The sequence below is a fragment of the Pseudomonas sp. GW823-FHT02C02 genome (assembly GCF_058797635.1).
The window spans coordinates 40,065-55,265 of sequence record NZ_JBXAJV010000013.1; the positions used below are offsets into that span (position 1 = coordinate 40,065).

General features: G+C 59.8%; 14 protein-coding genes. 6 read left to right on the top strand and 8 right to left on the bottom strand.

Annotation, left to right across the window (positions count from 1 at the left end; all coding sequences use genetic code 11):
- Positions 1–113 precede the first annotated feature (113 nt).
- Positions 114–1,487: a J domain-containing protein gene (locus AC1ROI_RS21815; RefSeq protein ID WP_102594862.1), complete on the top strand. Its 1,374-nt coding sequence runs from the start codon at positions 114–116 to the stop codon at positions 1,485–1,487.
- Positions 1,484–2,479 carry a DUF3829 domain-containing protein gene (locus AC1ROI_RS21820; protein WP_102594861.1) on the top strand — a complete coding sequence of 332 codons (996 nt, stop codon included), beginning with the start codon at positions 1,484–1,486 and terminating at the stop codon, positions 2,477–2,479. Before AC1ROI_RS21815 ends, AC1ROI_RS21820 begins: the two co-directional genes overlap by 4 nt.
- A 136-nt stretch (positions 2,480–2,615) precedes the next feature.
- On the opposite strand, the gene AC1ROI_RS21825 is transcribed toward AC1ROI_RS21820, so the two are convergent.
- Entirely contained in the window at positions 2,616–3,287 is a 672-nt protein-coding gene (locus AC1ROI_RS21825) for a DUF3313 domain-containing protein (RefSeq protein WP_102594860.1), read from the bottom strand.
- Positions 3,288–3,501: 214 nt separating this feature from the next.
- Between AC1ROI_RS21825 and AC1ROI_RS21830 the strand changes: the two genes are divergently transcribed.
- Entirely contained in the window at positions 3,502–5,856 is a 2,355-nt protein-coding gene (locus AC1ROI_RS21830; protein ID WP_102594859.1) for a tetratricopeptide repeat protein, read from the top strand.
- A 115-nt stretch (positions 5,857–5,971) separates the two neighbouring features.
- Here the strand turns inward: AC1ROI_RS21830 and AC1ROI_RS21835 are convergent, their stop codons facing one another.
- The 3 genes from AC1ROI_RS21835 to AC1ROI_RS21845 form a co-directional block, all read right to left on the bottom strand.
- A complete protein-coding gene (locus AC1ROI_RS21835; RefSeq protein WP_102599733.1) occupies positions 5,972–6,940 on the bottom strand; it encodes a hypothetical protein in 969 nt (322 codons plus the stop codon).
- Positions 6,941–7,195: 255 nt separating this feature from the next.
- Positions 7,196–7,675, bottom strand: coding sequence for a DUF934 domain-containing protein (locus AC1ROI_RS21840; RefSeq protein WP_083376860.1), 480 nt, complete (start codon positions 7,673–7,675; stop codon positions 7,196–7,198).
- Positions 7,672–9,345 carry a nitrite/sulfite reductase gene (locus tag AC1ROI_RS21845; protein WP_102594857.1) on the bottom strand — a complete coding sequence of 558 codons (1,674 nt, stop codon included), beginning with the start codon at positions 9,343–9,345 and terminating at the stop codon, positions 7,672–7,674. The genes AC1ROI_RS21840 and AC1ROI_RS21845 overlap by 4 nt, the downstream gene beginning before the upstream one ends.
- Positions 9,346–9,618: 273 nt before the next feature.
- Between AC1ROI_RS21845 and ccoN the strand changes: the two genes are divergently transcribed.
- Together ccoN and AC1ROI_RS21855 are read left to right on the top strand one after the other, a co-directional pair.
- The gene (gene ccoN, locus AC1ROI_RS21850; RefSeq protein WP_102594856.1) at positions 9,619–11,046 is read left to right on the top strand and encodes a cytochrome-c oxidase, cbb3-type subunit I; all 1,428 of its coding nucleotides are present in this window, start codon (positions 9,619–9,621) and stop codon (positions 11,044–11,046) included.
- An 8-nt stretch (positions 11,047–11,054) separates the two neighbouring features.
- Complete coding sequence (locus AC1ROI_RS21855; protein WP_102594855.1) at positions 11,055–11,276, top strand: CcoQ/FixQ family Cbb3-type cytochrome c oxidase assembly chaperone; 222 nt, start codon at positions 11,055–11,057, stop codon at positions 11,274–11,276.
- 130 nt (positions 11,277–11,406) lie between these two features.
- Here the strand turns inward: AC1ROI_RS21855 and AC1ROI_RS21860 are convergent, their stop codons facing one another.
- Both AC1ROI_RS21860 and AC1ROI_RS21865 read right to left on the bottom strand, forming a co-directional pair.
- A complete protein-coding gene (locus tag AC1ROI_RS21860; protein WP_010459894.1) occupies positions 11,407–11,901 on the bottom strand; it encodes a hypothetical protein in 495 nt (164 codons plus the stop codon).
- Positions 11,902–11,971: 70 nt separating this feature from the next.
- Positions 11,972–12,748: a helix-turn-helix domain-containing protein gene (locus AC1ROI_RS21865; RefSeq protein WP_102594854.1), complete on the bottom strand. Its 777-nt coding sequence runs from the start codon at positions 12,746–12,748 to the stop codon at positions 11,972–11,974.
- Positions 12,749–12,826: 78 nt separating this feature from the next.
- Here AC1ROI_RS21865 and AC1ROI_RS21870 point away from each other — a divergent pair, with 78 nt between their 5' ends.
- Entirely contained in the window at positions 12,827–13,519 is a 693-nt protein-coding gene (locus AC1ROI_RS21870; protein ID WP_102594853.1) for an aspartate/glutamate racemase family protein, read from the top strand.
- Position 13,520: 1 nt separating this feature from the next.
- Here AC1ROI_RS21870 and AC1ROI_RS21875 read toward each other — a convergent pair whose 3' ends face one another.
- Both AC1ROI_RS21875 and AC1ROI_RS21880 read right to left on the bottom strand, forming a co-directional pair.
- A complete protein-coding gene (locus AC1ROI_RS21875; protein WP_083376864.1) occupies positions 13,521–14,042 on the bottom strand; it encodes a GNAT family N-acetyltransferase in 522 nt (173 codons plus the stop codon).
- Positions 14,043–14,233: 191 nt separating this feature from the next.
- Positions 14,234–15,154 carry a LysR family transcriptional regulator gene (locus AC1ROI_RS21880; protein WP_169857979.1) on the bottom strand — a complete coding sequence of 307 codons (921 nt, stop codon included), beginning with the start codon at positions 15,152–15,154 and terminating at the stop codon, positions 14,234–14,236.
- Positions 15,155–15,201: the final 47 nt, after the last annotated feature.

The following is a 15,201-nucleotide window of genomic DNA, read 5'->3' on the forward strand; positions in this document are numbered from 1 at the left end:
TCGGTGACTGAAGGTAAGACCCGAGGACTTTTCGACGCGAAACAGGTAGGGTGCGCAAAAATCAAATTGCCACTAGTGGACGCGTCCCGGGTTTTCATGGAGTTGCACACGCAATGAGTTGCTGGACCACCCTTGGCCTCCCGGCCGATGCCGATACACGCAGTATCAAACGCCAATACGCAATCCTGCTCAAACAGACGCGCCCGGATGAAGACCCAGAGGGCTTTCAGCGTCTGCGTGAGGCGTATGAGCAAGCGCTGAGCATCAAGGAATGGGAGCAATTGCGCGAGGATGACTCGGGTAACGATGCCCCGTGGGACCTGAGCGGGCTGTCGGTGGTGGAAGTCGACACGCTGCAACGGGTCACCCGTTCGCTGGACGGTGTCAGCCGTGTCGAGCTCGAACAACGTTATGCCGCCGCCCTCGAACATGGCGCGGCCGATGTGATGGAAGACGCCGTGCTCAGGCATTGCGTCGAACACTTCGAGACCTGTGAAACACTGCTCGAATGGGCAATGGAAACCTTTCACTGGTTCAGTCTCTGGCAGCGCCTGGAACTGGACGAAGAACTGATTGTAGAACTGTCGCTACAGCGCGAGCGCTTGGCGGAGCGTCGTGAAGCGCCGATATTTCTGGCCCGGCAACAACGCCTCGCCGCAGAACCCGCTACCACGCCAGAGCATCGCGCCGCCCACTTGCTGCTGGCGCCGGGCCCATTCAGTCAGCGCCGAGCCCTGGCCCGACGCTTGCGCGAAGACGATTGGGTGCACTGTCGAAAGCTGAGCTCTGCGTTGTACGCCAACCACCCCGACATCTGCGCAGACCTGCCCGGCGGTACGCCGTTCTTCTGGCGTGACTGGGAACATACCTATGACAGCTGGCCGATTTACTTGGGTATTGTCCTGGCCTGTCTGGTCGGCACCTTTATTCAGTTCGCGCCGTTGGGCACGCGTCTGGGCGAATTGATCGGCGTCACGGTGTTCTGGTCGGTGATATTCGCGGTCGTCGGATGGGCACTCAACTGGCTGACGGCGCACGTTGCCCATCGCTTTTGGTGGCTGGACGATCGATTGAGTGTGCGCCTTTCGCCCTCGCTCATGCCCCTGCCGTTTGGAGTGCTGCGCGACTTGATTCCCTGCATTGCGATGGCGGCGGGCATTGGCACCGTGTATGGAGTGGTCGGCAGCATCGTTTACATCACAACACTGATGAGTGTCGGACTTATACGCCGACGGAAGGTCAAACCGCACGTTTCCTGGCAACACGCCAGCCCCTTGCTCAAACGCAGCCTGATGGGCGCGGGCATTTTGGTGCTGGTTTTAGTACTCGGCGTGTTCAAAGTGATCTCAAGCCAAAGTACGGTCAACCGCAACCAGGGCCTGCAACAGTGGACCGAACGCTTGTGCAGCCGGATGCCGGCCACCGCCAGCGAATGCAACGCACCGGCCACTGTTGAGCAGTGGTACGGCCAGGAGAAACAGCCATGAACCCGAAATGGCTGTTCCCGGTGGCGACCCTTGTGATGCTGATCCTGATGGGGCTGGCCGGCTCTTCGACATTCGTCGCCCGCATCGATTTGTGGCTGGATCAACACGACGCTCCGCTCACCGCGCAGGCCAATGCCCTGAGCCCGGTGATCGATTGCATCAACCGGGTCGACGTGCATTGGCGGGTGGCCTACGCACTGTACAAATCGCCGAAGCAACCTGCGGAACCGGTGCGAGACTGGATCGCCAACCAGCATGATTTCGACGACAACGGTGCCCGTGATGCGCCCGCCATTCAAAGGGATATCTGTTCGCCGAAAATCAGCGAAAAACTCAAGTTGCTGGACTACGACCCAACACTGGCGTTGAAAGCCGATGCCTACGCACAGGCATTACAGCAAGTGACGCCCTTTACGCAGCAAATCACCTTTTACCGACAGGCGCGTTTTTCGACCGCCATCAGTGAGGTGCAGCCCGCCTTTGCCGATCAATTCAGACCCAGGGCCGAGGACTACCTCACGGCGTCAACGGTACTGAGGCAGCAGGTTGAAGCGCTGGACCTTGAACAGCGGCGCGAGCAACTCAAACTGATCGAAGCGCGCTTGGGCAAGGACATTCACTGGTATTTGCTGGCCTACATGATCCAGGCCAGGGACACGCTGAACCTTGTAACGGAGGGCGTGAACAATCGAAGCCTGACGCCGCAGGCACTGGCTAAAGCCATCGCTGAACTGCAATTGGCCTGGGATTTCCTGCAGCAGTTCGGCCAACGCCATATGCAGGAAACGCAAAACCGTAACGAAGCACCCAGTTATCTCTGGTCGCACATCGCCAGGCCGACACAGAAGTATCTGGATGCCTTGAATGCGCTGCACAAGGACTGGAAGAACAAGGCTGAACCACAGCGGTTGAGTGATGATTTTTATGCGGTGACGCGTGGATATGATTCGCTGATCAGCCATTACAACCGGCTGGCGCGTGCTGAGTTTTGAGTGATGTGTTGTTCTTGAGGCCGCCTTCGCGGGCAAGCCTCGCTCCTACAGGATCAGGTCGTTCATAAAGTTGACTAACGACTCAATACCGTAGGAGCGAGGCTTGCCCGCGAAGCGACCATCAACCGTCAACGCATCACTTGGACTTAAGCTTTAGAAAAGACTGGTGCAAATCCGACGCCCAACCATCAATCACGCCCTTCACGTCATCGGCCTTCATCACCTGAGACTCGTTTTCCAGCGGCTTGCCGGTGCCCTTGCGCACGACCTGGGCTAACACATGGTTATTGCCGCCATCGAGGAACACCGCTTCGGTGGCCAGATCGGTCTCCTGATCACGAATACCGCTGGCCGTGCTGACCGCCGCGGCCACCAGCGCAATCGGGATCACTTCATAAGGTTTCAGCCCTTCTGTCTTGCTGCTTACCGCCGTAATCGCGGCACGCACCACCATCACGCCCGGGCCAGGACCTGCAGCCAATGGCAGGGATTTACCCACCTCGCGCTTCAGCGCCTGGTCGTAGTAACCGGTGATGCCGTTGAGGGTCGCCTGGGGGATTTTCACCGTCGGTTGTGGTTTCGGATAGAGCTGGGTCGGCTCAATGTAGACGCTGGTGTATTGACGGATGTCGAGCTTGGGATCGACCCAGCGCATCACTGTCGCGCCCGAGGGTGACTTGGCTTCCTTGAGTTGACTGTAGTCCTTGAGAAAACCTGAATACTGGTCCGGCTCTACGACTTTGCTGGCACAGCCCACCACCCCGATCGAGGCAATGCACAACGTGCCCATCATTAACGCAAGCTTCATGCTGTAACTCCTGTCAGAAGGCCGACAACGGTATTGCATATGGGAATTACAGTTATAGCCAACGCACAGCGTGTTGTTGTCAAAAAGCACACTATTTATCTATCGCTGCGCAATGGCTCACAAGCGCCATTTGACAGACACAGAACCTCCGGCAAAGCTGCATCAAGCTTCAACGCACGCCTGACGGCCAATGCACTGGACTATGGAAGCTGCAATGCCGAAATATAAAAATAAAGCAGCAACCCCAACCCCTGATTCACCACCGACATTGATTAACCGTTACCTGTTTCCCGTGACCATCGGCGTCTTGCTGGTGGCCGTGGCGGCAATCGGCTGGTTTCTGCTGTACAGCACGCCAGCGCCGATCAATACCGTGCCCGTCAGTACGCCGACGGTTCAGCCGGCCAAAGCGCAACCCGTCGTCGTGACACCGGCGAAGATGGTCGATGAGCAACAATGCCGGGGCTGCCACAGCGAACAGATGAAAGATTGGCAAGGCTCCCATCACCAGTTGGCGATGCAGGAGGCCAATGCAGAAACGATGCTGGGCGATTTCAATAACGTCACGTTCAAGGCGCAAAACGAAACCACCCGTTTCTCGCGCAAGGACGACGGTTTCTGGGTCAACACGCCCGGGATTGACGGCAAGAATGCCGACTTCAAAGTGGCCTACACCTTTGGCATCGCGCCGCTGCAGCAATACCTGATAGAGGTCGGCGAAGGTCGCTTGCAAGCGCTGGGTGTGGCTTGGGATACCGAGAGAAACCGCTGGTTCCACCTCTATCCGGGCCAGGGCGTGAATTTCAAGAACCCGCTGCACTGGAGCAAGCCCAGCCAGAACGCCAATTTCATGTGTGTCGAATGCCACACCACTGGTTACAAGCGCAATTTCGACGCGGCCAAAAACACCTTCGACAGCCAGTGGAACAGCCTCGGTGTCGGTTGTCAGGCGTGCCACGGGCCCGCGTCCAACCACCTGGAATGGACGGCGAAGAAAGGTGATCTGATCCACGCCGGCTTTGCGGTCGACCTCAAGGACAAGGACGCCACGGTCGAAATCGAAACCTGTGCCCGCTGCCATTCGCGCCGCGCACCGCTGGGCGACGGCTACACCGTTGGCAAGCGTTTGATGGACGACTACCTGCTGAGCCCCCTGACCCGCGAGCTGTACGCGCTGGACGGCAAGATCAAGGATGAAGTGTTCGAACACGGCTCCTTCGCCCAAAGCAAAATGTTCGACAAGGGCGTGCGTTGCAGCAACTGCCACAACCCCCACAGCACCGAACTCAAGGCCCCGGGCAACGGCGTTTGCCTGCAATGCCACAACACCGCCGGCAAGACTTCGGTGACAGGCGTCGACGGCAAAGGTTTGCAAGCCAAGAACTACGACTCCATCGAACACACCCGCCACACCCCGGGCCAGCCTGGCTCCCAATGCATGGATTGCCACATGCCCGGCAAGTTCTACATGGGCAACGACTTCCGGCACGACCACAGCTTCAGCATTCCCAACCCGGAGCGGGCAAAAAAACTCGGCACGCCGGACGCCTGCCTGACCTGTCACGAAGGCAAGGCCGGCGACAAGGTCACTGAGCAATTCAAACTCTGGAACACCGCCACCACGGCGCAGGCGCCACGCTACGACGAAAGCCTGTCGCTGATTCGCAACGGCCAGCCCGGCGCCGCGCAAGCCTTGTACGAACAGTTGCAGCGCAGCAACCTGCCGGCGATTCAGCGCGCCACCTTGCTGGCAGAACTGCCGCTGTACCCGAGCGAACAGGCCTTGAAACTCGCGACCAAGGACTTGAGCAACCCTGCACCGCAGGTGCGTGAAAGCGCAGTGCGGGCAATCAGTGCGTTCTTGCCGCCACCGGAGCGTGCGCCGCTGCTGACGCCGTTGCTGGACGATCCGGTGAAGGCGGTGCGGATCGTCGCGGCCCGAGACTTGCTGAGCGTCGCGCGTAACGGATTGGGCAGCGCCCAGGCCAACTGGAACGCGGCCATTGCCGAATACGAAGCGGTGCAAAAAAGCCTGGCCGAGCGCGCCGAGTCCAACCTGAACCTGGCGATGCTCTACCAGGCCAGCGGGCGCAACGACGAAGTCGAATCGCTGCTGCGCACCGCCCTCAAGCGTGATCCGGATTTCTACCCGGCGCTGGTCACGCTGGTGCAATGGCTGGAAGCCAATGGACGCGGCCAGGAAGCGCAGACGCTGTTGGAACAAAGCCTGAAAGAACACCCGGACACCGCCCTGCTGCAACACACCCAGGGCTTGGCGCTGGTGCGTGCGGGCCAGTCAGCGCAAGCCATGCCAGCCTTGCACAAAGCCGCGCAACTGGAACCGCAGAACGCCCAATACGGCTACGTGCTGGCGGTGGCGTTGCACGACAGCGGCAAGGTTGATGAGGCTTGCGAAGAGCTGGAGCGGTTGTTGAACGTGCAGCCGGCCAACCGCAATGCGCGGTTGTCGCTGATCCAGTACTACCTGGATAACGGGCAGGAACCGAAGGCGCAGGGGCTGTTGCAACGCTGGAAGAAAATGAACGGGGGCGATCCGGCGTTGAAATGACCGATGGTTGACCCGAAGGCCTCTTCACGGGCAAGCCTCGCTCCTACAGGGTTTATGCAATCCTGGTGGGAGCGTGGCTTGCCCGCGATGGCGTCAACCCGGTTTCAGATCAGATTTACCACGAAGAACCACTCTTCAACGCCAACTCCCGCCGGCTGTTCGCCCGCATCGCCTTGATCAGCGACACCGTGCCCACCAGGATAATCACCCCCGCGAACAAAAAGTCGATGGTGTACAGCTGGAAGTCCTTCATCGGCCCCACCAGCAACACCCGGATCGCGCCGATACTCACCAGCGTGGCGAGAAAATCGATCCCCGGTTCATCGCGATAGAACACGTGCAGCAGCGGCAGGCACAGCACCAGCAACAAGAGCAGCACGATCACCTTGAACGAGCCTTTGCGCTCAACGCTGAATGCGCACTCGTGGGCACCGTAGGCCTTGTAGTCTTCATCGCGGATCATCGCGTTGCGTTCGTTGATGTAGTCGACGCGGTTGTACTTCTGGACCGGCGTGAACGTGTTCGACATCTCCATCAGCGTGGTGATGTTTTTGAACCTCAAGTCGATGCGCTCGTTGCCCTTGAGGTAATACAGCACCGGTTTGTAGCCATAACGGTAGGTATCGAAGGGAAAATCCGTGGCCCGGCCCTGCACTCCGATGGGCCTTGGCTCAAGTTCGGCGTAGGCGCTTTTGTTGGCCGACGCGAGGTTGCGGCTCAGCGGCTGGACCTTGACCTGCTCAAGGAAAATCGGCGTGACGCCGAACGACCACTGCAAAGGTTCCAGGCGCAGGCGCAGTTCGTTGCGGCCAAGGTCATAGCGGTTGAAGGTGCGCTCGGACACCACCACGGCACCACTGAGCATGAACTCGCCGCGCACCGTGTTGGTGATGCGCAGCGTCAGTTGATCCTTGCCCAGTAGCGCGGCATCGCTGGCCGGTGGCGTGCCGCACCAGGCCGTGCTGTCGAAGGCTCCGCCCAACTGGCCGTCACGGTTTTCCTTGAACACGTAAAAATAACTGGCCCACAGCGCCAACATCAGCAACAGCGCAATCAGCCCCAAAGCCTTTTTGCCCACACTCAAACCAGACTCCTTTCTTTACCGACTCCCTGATGAGGCGTGGACTCTACCAAAATGCCATCAGCGGCCCAAGCAAAAATGCCGAGGGCGCGCCCGTAGCAGCTGTCGAGTTTGCGAGTCTGCGTTCGCCTGCGCAGCAGTCGAGAAATCAGTTTGCACGTTGTGTCATGAGTACCGCGTGCTCCGGGTTTACGACGGCTCCGCCGCCGAACGCAACCTCGTGCGGCTCGACCGTTGCTGCAAACATCGGTGTCGGTTTCAGCGTCTTCTGAATAACGGCCGCGGTTCAATCACTGAACGCCCATAGAGCACACTCATCCCGGCCAGTCCCTTCAGCGCATCCTCAGCGGATTTATCTTCGCGCACGGCAAAGCTATCGAACCCGCATTGGCGCATGTGGCTGAGCTGATCGCGCAGCACATCACCGACCGCGCGCAATTCCCCCGTCCAGCCCAATCGAGTGCGCAACAGGTACGCCTGGCTGTAACCGCGGCCGTCGCGAAAACTCGGGAAATCCAGGGCAATCAGCGGCAATGCGTCAAACCACGGCTTGAGACTTTCCACCTCGTCGTCAGGCCCCAGCCAGACCGCATGCTGTGCGGGCGCTTGAAGCCAGCGACTCAACGGTAAAATCACTGACCCGTCCGGCAATTCACCCTCTGCGTCCCTGACCAGCACCCAAGGATCGTCAGCCACAATCCGCGCCACACCCTCCACCAGTCGCAACAGATTGTTCATGCCGAGACCTCCAGCAACTTTGGATAAACCTGCTCCTTGAACGGCTCAAGACCAATGCGCTGCAAGGTGTCGACAAACAGTTCTTCGCTCTCGCGGTAATCGACGAACGTGGCGATGATCCGCTCGATCACCCCGGGCACCTCAGCCGCGCTGAACGATGGGCCGATGACTTTGCCCAGGGCGCTGTTCTTGCCCTGGCTGCCGCCGAGGGTGATCTGGTACCACTCGCTGCCGTTCTTATCGACGCCCAGAATGCCGATGTTGCCGATGTGGTGGTGACCGCAGGCGTTCATGCAGCCGGAGATGTTAAGGCTGATGTCGCCCAGGTCGTGGAGGTAATCCAGGTCTTCGAAACGTGCCTGGATCGCTTGGGCAATCGGGATCGATTTGGCGTTGGCCAGCGCGCAGAAATCGCCGCCGGGGCACGCGATGATGTCGGTCAGCAAACCGATATTGGCGCAGCCCAGGCCCTGCTCGCAGGCCAGGCACCACAGGGCGTAGAGATCAGCCTTGGGTACGTCCGGCAGCACGATATTCTGTTCATGAGCGATGCGAATTTCGCCGAACCCGAACTGTTCGGACCACTCGGCCACGGCCAACATTTGCTCGGTCGTCACGTCCCCCGGTGGTGAGTCGAAGCCCGGTTTGGTCGACAGCACCACGCTGGTGTAACCCGCGACTTTGTGCGGTTGAACGTTGCGCGTAACCCAACGTGCGAAGGCCGGGTTCTCGGCCAGGCGCGTGCCGAAATTCAGGTCCGTGTCGGACAGTGAACGGTAATCGGGAGCCACGAAGGCACTGGCGACCCGCTCATATTCGACGTCGGTCAACTGCGCCGGACCGTCCTTGAGGTACTGCCATTCTTCCTCCACTTCCCTGGCGAAAGCTTCGATGCCCAGGGCCTTGACCAGAATCTTGATCCGCGCCTTGTACTTGTTGTCGCGTCGGCCGTGACGGTTGTAGACCCGCAGCACCGCCTCGACATAGGAAAGCAAATGCTGCCAGGGCAAACCCTCGCGAATCTGCAATCCAAGAATCGGCGTGCGCCCCAACCCGCCACCGACAATGACCCGCAGCAGCATCTGCCCACTGTCATCGCGATAAAGATAAAGGCCAATGTCATGCATCATGATCGCGGCGCGGTCCTGCTCCGCCGAGCAGATGGCAATTTTGAACTTGCGCGGCAGGTACAGAAATTCCGGGTTGATGGTCGACCACTGGCGCAGGATTTCGGCCAGCGGTCGCGGGTCCATCAGTTCGTCCGCCGCCACACCGGCAAACGCTTCGGTGGTGATGTTGCGCACGCAGTTGCCGGAGGTCTGGATCGCGTGCATCTCGACCTGGGCAAGTCGTTCGAGGATATCCGGCACCTGCGCCAGTTCGATCCAGTTGAACTGCATGTTCTGCCGAGTGGTGAAGTGGCCGTAACCGCGATCATAGTCCCGGGCGATGCTCGCCAGCGTGCGCATCTGCCTGGCGCTCAGGGTGCCGTAAGGAATCGCCACGCGCAGCATGTAGGCGTGCTTTTGCATATACAGGCCGTTCTGCAGTCGCAACGGCAGGAACTCTTCCTCGCTCAACTCGCCCGTCATGAAACGCTCGACCTGATCGCGAAACTGCGCAACCCGCTCGAAGACCAAGGCCCGGTCATAGTCGTCGTACTGATACATGTAGCTACCTCATCAGGGTGGATCGCACGCTCTGCTACAGGGTGGCGGTGCTTGTGGCAGTGACTATGAACCTACGGCGCAGCGCGTTACAGATTCACCTGAGTGCTAAAAAACCGTATCAGAGTGCGTCAGATCACCGCAGGCAGGCCTCGTATCTGATCCGCATAAACTCGGTTTTTCTGAGTCTGTTTTGTTTCGGGCAGGGTTTCTACAGTGGACGACATGCCAGTCCGGGTGGCCTGGCAAGACTTTGCAACCGTGGAAGCATTGACCATGAGCACAGCAACAATCGGACAGGCCTATAACTACAAGGTCGTCCGCCAATTCGTCGTGGCAACCATCGTCTGGGGCGTCGTGGGGATGGCAATGGGGGTGTGGATCGCCTCGCAACTGGTATGGCCCGAGATGAACCTCGACCTGCCGTGGACCACCTTCGGCCGCTTGCGCCCGCTGCACACCAGCCTGGTCATTTTCGGCTTTGCCGGCAGTGCGCAGTTCGCCGCCAGTTACTACGCGGTGCAGCGCACGTGTCAGGTACGGCTGTACTCCGACAAACTGGCCGCGTTCACCTTTTGGGGCTGGCAGTCGGTGATTGTGGTGATGCTGATCACCCTGCCGCTGGGCTACACCACCACCAAGGAATACGCCGAGATCGAGTTCTCCGGCGCGGTATGGATGACCGTGGTCTGGGTCGCCTACGCCATCGTCTTCTTCACCACCGTGGTGCAGCGCAAGACCAGGCACATCTACGTCGGCAACTGGTTCTTCGGTGCCTTCATCGTCGTGATCGCGATGCTGCACGTGGTCAATCACCTGTCGATTCCGGTGGACTGGTTCAAGTCCTATCCGGTGTATTCGGGGGCCACCGACGCCATGGTGCAGTGGTGGTACGGGCATAACGCGGTGGGCTTCTTCCTGACCACCGGGTTCCTGGGGATGATGTATTACTTCGTGCCGAAACAGGTCGGGCGGCCGGTGTATTCGTATCGGTTGTCGATCGTGCATTTCTGGGCGCTGATCACCCTGTACATCTGGGCCGGTCCGCACCACTTGCACTACACCGCACTGCCGGACTGGGCGCAGTCGCTGGGCATGGCGATGTCGCTGATCCTGCTGGCACCGAGCTGGGGCGGGATGATTAACGGCATGATGACCCTGTCGGGCGCCTGGCATAAATTGCGCACCGACCCAATCCTGCGCTTTTTGGTGCTGTCGCTGGCGTTCTACGGGATGTCGACGTTCGAAGGACCGATGATGGCCATCAAAACGGTCAACGCCCTCTCCCATTACACCGACTGGACCATCGGCCACGTCCACGCTGGCGCCCTCGGTTGGATGGCGATGATCACCTTCGGGGCCATTTACCACATGGTGCCGAAAGTCTTCGGTCGTGAGCAGATGTTCAGTACGCCGCTGATCAACTTGCACTTCTGGCTCGCGACCATCGGCACGGTGTTGTATATCGCCTCGATGTGGGTCAACGGCATCACCCAAGGGTTGATGTGGCGTGCGATCAACGACGACGGCACCCTGACCTACTCGTTCGTCGAGGCCTTGCAGGCCAGCCATCCGGGGTTCGTGGTGCGCTTTGCCGGTGGGGTTTTCTTCCTCAGCGGCATGTTGCTGATGGCCTACAACACGTGGCGCACCGTGCGGGTTTCGGACATGGCGATGGCCGAACGTGAAGCGCAGATTGCGTGAGGTTTGAGATGACCGAGATAGTGCTGAATTTGTTCGGGGTCGTGGGGTTTTGGCTGGCAATCGAGTATTGCCTGAAACTCCAGACGGCCGAGAGCCTGGAGGACGCGAGCCTGATTCCGTTTGCCGATGACCCTGAGGTGGCGCGGCGGGTGGAGTTGGCGACGGGGAAGACTGTGAAGGCGGTAGCCCCCGAAGAAGCTAAACCCGGTTGGGTCAACCTGGAAATCTGACACACCACACATCCAAATGTGGGAGCGAGCCTGCTCGCGATGGCGCAGTGTCAGTCGATATTAATGCTGACTGATACACCGTCATCGTGAACAGGCTTGCTCCCACAGGATTATGTGTAAGGTCAGAGAATCAGCCGCGTTCGCGGGGGATCAGGCTCTGCAACTGCTGCGCCAGGAAGTTCGCGTCGAAGGCAAACGTATCCGGGTCTTTCAAACCATTGGTCTTGCGCCATTGCCAGCTCGTGGAAGGCGGCAGGCACACCAGCGAAATGCTGCCATACCGCGCGGCCGTCAAACCCATCACCGCCAACGAAATCTGACCACCGACGCCCATCACGTCCGGCACGAACTCCACCGGTTTGCCGGCAATGACAATGCTCAGTTTCTCGGTCTTGAACGTCGACGACTCGACCGGAACGCTCGGCCCTGAAGCGACATACACCTCGCGACTCACTTCCAGCAGGTTCGGCACCTGGATCGGCTCCAGCCATTGCTGGATCTGGTCGAACAGTTCACCAATGCGCGTCGCCCACACGGCCGATTGCGACTCAAACACTTGCTTCTTGTGCGCTTCGCTTTCTGCATAGTGGCGAAGCATCTCGCCCAGTTGCTGTACGTCGTCCATTGCGGTGTTCCTTTGGTTGAAGCGGTGCTGCGGACGTTGAGCATGGCAGATGCGCGCTGCCGGCGTACGACTAAAAGCGTGAACGGTATTGGCTGGGGGTCATGCCCAGGTATTTGCGAAACGCGCTGCCCATGTGCGACTGATGGGCGAACCCCGAATCCAGGGCGATATTGGCCAGGCTCAGGTCTGTGCGTTCGATCATGCGGCGTGCCGCTTGAAGGCGAACTTCCACCAGATAAGCATGGGGCGTCAGGCCCATGGCCTGGGTGAAATCGCGCAGGAAACGCAGCGGATTCTGCCCGTAAGTGTCGGCCAGTTGCGCAAGCGTCAGAGGCTGGTGGAACTGCTCGGCGATCTGCTCCAGCACCCGGACGAAGGACATGGACGTGATCCGCTGTGTGGTGTCGATTTTCTGCCGGGTCAAGCCAACGAGCCCCAGCGCACACTGCTCAAACGCCAGTGGATCGGGCTGCGGCGCGAGCAACAGACGCCGCACCGCTCGTGCCAGGGTCAGCGCACGTCGATTGCCTGAAGACTGCACACGGCGGGTGACACAGGGTAACTGTTCATCGGCAAACGGTTCGTCCAGGCGCATCAGCAGGTATTCACCACCGGTGACGGACTCGGAGAACACCTCGACGCCGATCGGCGTATACGCCAAGACGCCGGGCAAGGTATCGAAATCCACCCGACGGTCGGAATCGATGGCGTGTATGCCCTGCTGACGCTCCAGCGTGACCCCAAGCGTTTGCGACTGCGCCGCGTCACGCGCGCTGTACGCCGCACGGGGCAAGAGTTGCAGGCAGACTTTGCCGTCGAACAAACGCTGACTTATGACATCAGGCATGTGAAATTTCCTGATAGATCGAAACCGGGATCCACTGGACACTCTCTTGCAAAGGGTTGCCAACAACAGGAGCACGCCATGCGCACCATCGGCCTTATCGGCGGCATGAGCTGGGAGTCCAGCGCCGAGTATTACCGCCTCATCAACCAACAGGTTCGCGACCGGCTCGGGCCGTTGCGTTCGGCGAAATTGCTAATGTACAGCGTCGACTTCGGCCCTGTCGAACAGGCCCAGCATGCCGGGCGCTGGGACGACGCGGCGGCGATTCTGGTGGATGCGGCGCAGCGACTGCAGGCCGGTGGTGCCGAATGCGTGGTGCTGTGTACCAACACCATGCACAAGGTGGCCGGGCAGATTCAGGCCGCGATCAGTATTCCGTTCCTGCACATCGCCGACCCGACCGGTCAGGCCGCCGTGGAGGCCGGAACGCTGAAAGTCGGGTTGCTCGGGACAGCATTCACCATGGAACAGGACTTTCTCAAGGATCGCCTGAGCGCGACGGGGTTGACGGTGCTGGTGCCGGACGCCGAGGAACGCAACGCCGTGCACCGGATCATCTATGACGAGTTGTGCGTTGGGGTGATCAGCGAGGCATCACGCAGGATTTATCAGCAGGTCATCGAATCGCTGACCCGGCGAGGCGCCCAGGCGATCATTCTCGGCTGTACGGAAATCGGCCTGTTGATCAAGCCCGAGCACAGCGCGCTGCCCTTGCTCGACACCACCGCACTGCATGCGCAGGCGGCAGTGGCGTTCGCGTTGAGCGACTGAGTCAGTCGGACTTGAGTGAGCGGCGCAGGCGCGCCATGCTCAGGGTATCGACCAGTCGGCCGTCCCGCACGGCGTAGTCACGGAACAGGCCTTCGGTCTCGAAACCGAACTTGCGGTACAGCCCGATGGCCGCTTCGTTGTCGGCGTACACAGAAAGCTCGACCCGTTGCAGGTTCATCCAGTTGTCGGCGACGTCCAGCGCCGCTGCCAGCAGTTTTGAGCCCACGCCTTTGCCTTGCCATTGCACCGCGACCGCCATGCCGAGATTGCCGGCATGGCTGCGGCGGATCCGCGAGAACTGCTCCAGACCAATGTTGCCGATGACCGCGCCCTGATGCAGCGCCACCAGCTTCACCAGCCGCTCGTTATCCGAAGCCAGGCGTTGGCGCCAGATCTCGGTGGATTGAAACGGCATTTGCAGGACCTGACGGGTAATCGCCGGCTCGTTGTAGAGCGCGGTGACGCCGTCGATGTGGGATTCGCTGAAGCGTTCGAGGGTGATGACAGAATCGGTGGCGGGCATGGTTGACTCATCCTTGATGCAGACATGGCCGCTTACTCTACAACACCATCTCGCGATGTGACCAGAACCCGATTGCAGGACAAGCCCTGTAGGAGTGAGCCTGCTCGCGATGACGGCGTGACTGTCGACATTGATGTCACTGACATTCCCTCTTCGCGAGCAGGCTCGCTCCTACAGGGTTGGATAGGCGTTCAGGCTTCGAACCACTCCCGCCGCTCGTTGAAGGTGTTGTGAATCAGTTCGACGATCATCTGCACCTCGGCCTGCCCCGCAGACTCGGCATTGACCGCCATCCACACCTGGCGCTGCATCGGCTGGTCGAACAACCCCGATAACGCGACCAGCCCCCTGTCAAACTGGCTCATGTAATTGGGCAGCAAACCAATGCAGGCGCTGCAACGAATCATTTCCAGCATCAGCTCATAAGAATGCAACTGCACCACGCCGGCCAGGCGCTGATCGACCACGCCATTCCACGGCCGAAAACTCTCGATCTGACGATCAGGTTGCCATTGCACCAACATGAAGTCAGCGAGGTCATCGAGGCTGTCGGGGCGGGCCGCTACCCGTGAATAACGTTTGGCGATATGCGGCAGATAATCCAGTCGCGCCAAAGGCTGAGGCTCGCTGACAGGGAAACTCGGGCCCGGCAGCGGTGACTCGGTGCCTGCCAGCCACAGCACCACATCTGCACTGACCGCTCGCAGCGACAGTTCGCTGTCCAGCGTGATGATGTCCAGGCGCACGCTGGCGTTGCGTCGCAGCAACGAGACCAGATCGCGGCCCAGGATGTCGTGCAGGATCGACTCGGCCACAGCCAACCGAATCAGCGGCTGTTCGATCACCGGCACGTCGTGTTCATGGGCCAGGGCGATCAATTGCGCCTGAAGCTGCAACCCTTCACGGCTCAAGGCCAGGCCATTGTCCTGGTGATTGAACAGCGAACACTGCAATTGCGTTTCGAGCTGCGCGAGGTGTTTGCGCAACTGAGTTGATTTGATGTTGAGGCTGCGGGCCGCTTGCATGAAACAGCCGCAACGGGCGCTGACCCGGAAAGACTGCGCCAGTACCGGATCGATACCGGCGGCGTGGGTGGATTCCATGAATGACATCAATGACTCCTGTCGATCTATCCTTGAAGCCCTCATCCTGCGCAGCG

Coding starts and splice junctions, on each gene's coding strand:
- AC1ROI_RS21815 (WP_102594862.1), top strand. CDS start 114: ATGAGTTGCTGGACCACCCTTGGCCTCCCGGCCGATGCCGATACACGC.
- AC1ROI_RS21820 (WP_102594861.1), top strand. CDS start 1,484: ATGAACCCGAAATGGCTGTTCCCGGTGGCGACCCTTGTGATGCTGATC.
- AC1ROI_RS21825 (WP_102594860.1), bottom strand. CDS start 3,287: ATGAAGCTTGCGTTAATGATGGGCACGTTGTGCATTGCCTCGATCGGG.
- AC1ROI_RS21830 (WP_102594859.1), top strand. CDS start 3,502: ATGCCGAAATATAAAAATAAAGCAGCAACCCCAACCCCTGATTCACCA.
- AC1ROI_RS21840 (WP_083376860.1), bottom strand. CDS start 7,675: ATGAACAATCTGTTGCGACTGGTGGAGGGTGTGGCGCGGATTGTGGCT.
- AC1ROI_RS21845 (WP_102594857.1), bottom strand. CDS start 9,345: ATGTATCAGTACGACGACTATGACCGGGCCTTGGTCTTCGAGCGGGTT.
- ccoN (WP_102594856.1), top strand. CDS start 9,619: ATGAGCACAGCAACAATCGGACAGGCCTATAACTACAAGGTCGTCCGC.
- AC1ROI_RS21855 (WP_102594855.1), top strand. CDS start 11,055: ATGACCGAGATAGTGCTGAATTTGTTCGGGGTCGTGGGGTTTTGGCTG.
- AC1ROI_RS21860 (WP_010459894.1), bottom strand. CDS start 11,901: ATGGACGACGTACAGCAACTGGGCGAGATGCTTCGCCACTATGCAGAA.
- AC1ROI_RS21865 (WP_102594854.1), bottom strand. CDS start 12,748: ATGCCTGATGTCATAAGTCAGCGTTTGTTCGACGGCAAAGTCTGCCTG.
- AC1ROI_RS21870 (WP_102594853.1), top strand. CDS start 12,827: ATGCGCACCATCGGCCTTATCGGCGGCATGAGCTGGGAGTCCAGCGCC.
- AC1ROI_RS21875 (WP_083376864.1), bottom strand. CDS start 14,042: ATGCCCGCCACCGATTCTGTCATCACCCTCGAACGCTTCAGCGAATCC.
- AC1ROI_RS21880 (WP_169857979.1), bottom strand. CDS start 15,154: ATGTCATTCATGGAATCCACCCACGCCGCCGGTATCGATCCGGTACTG.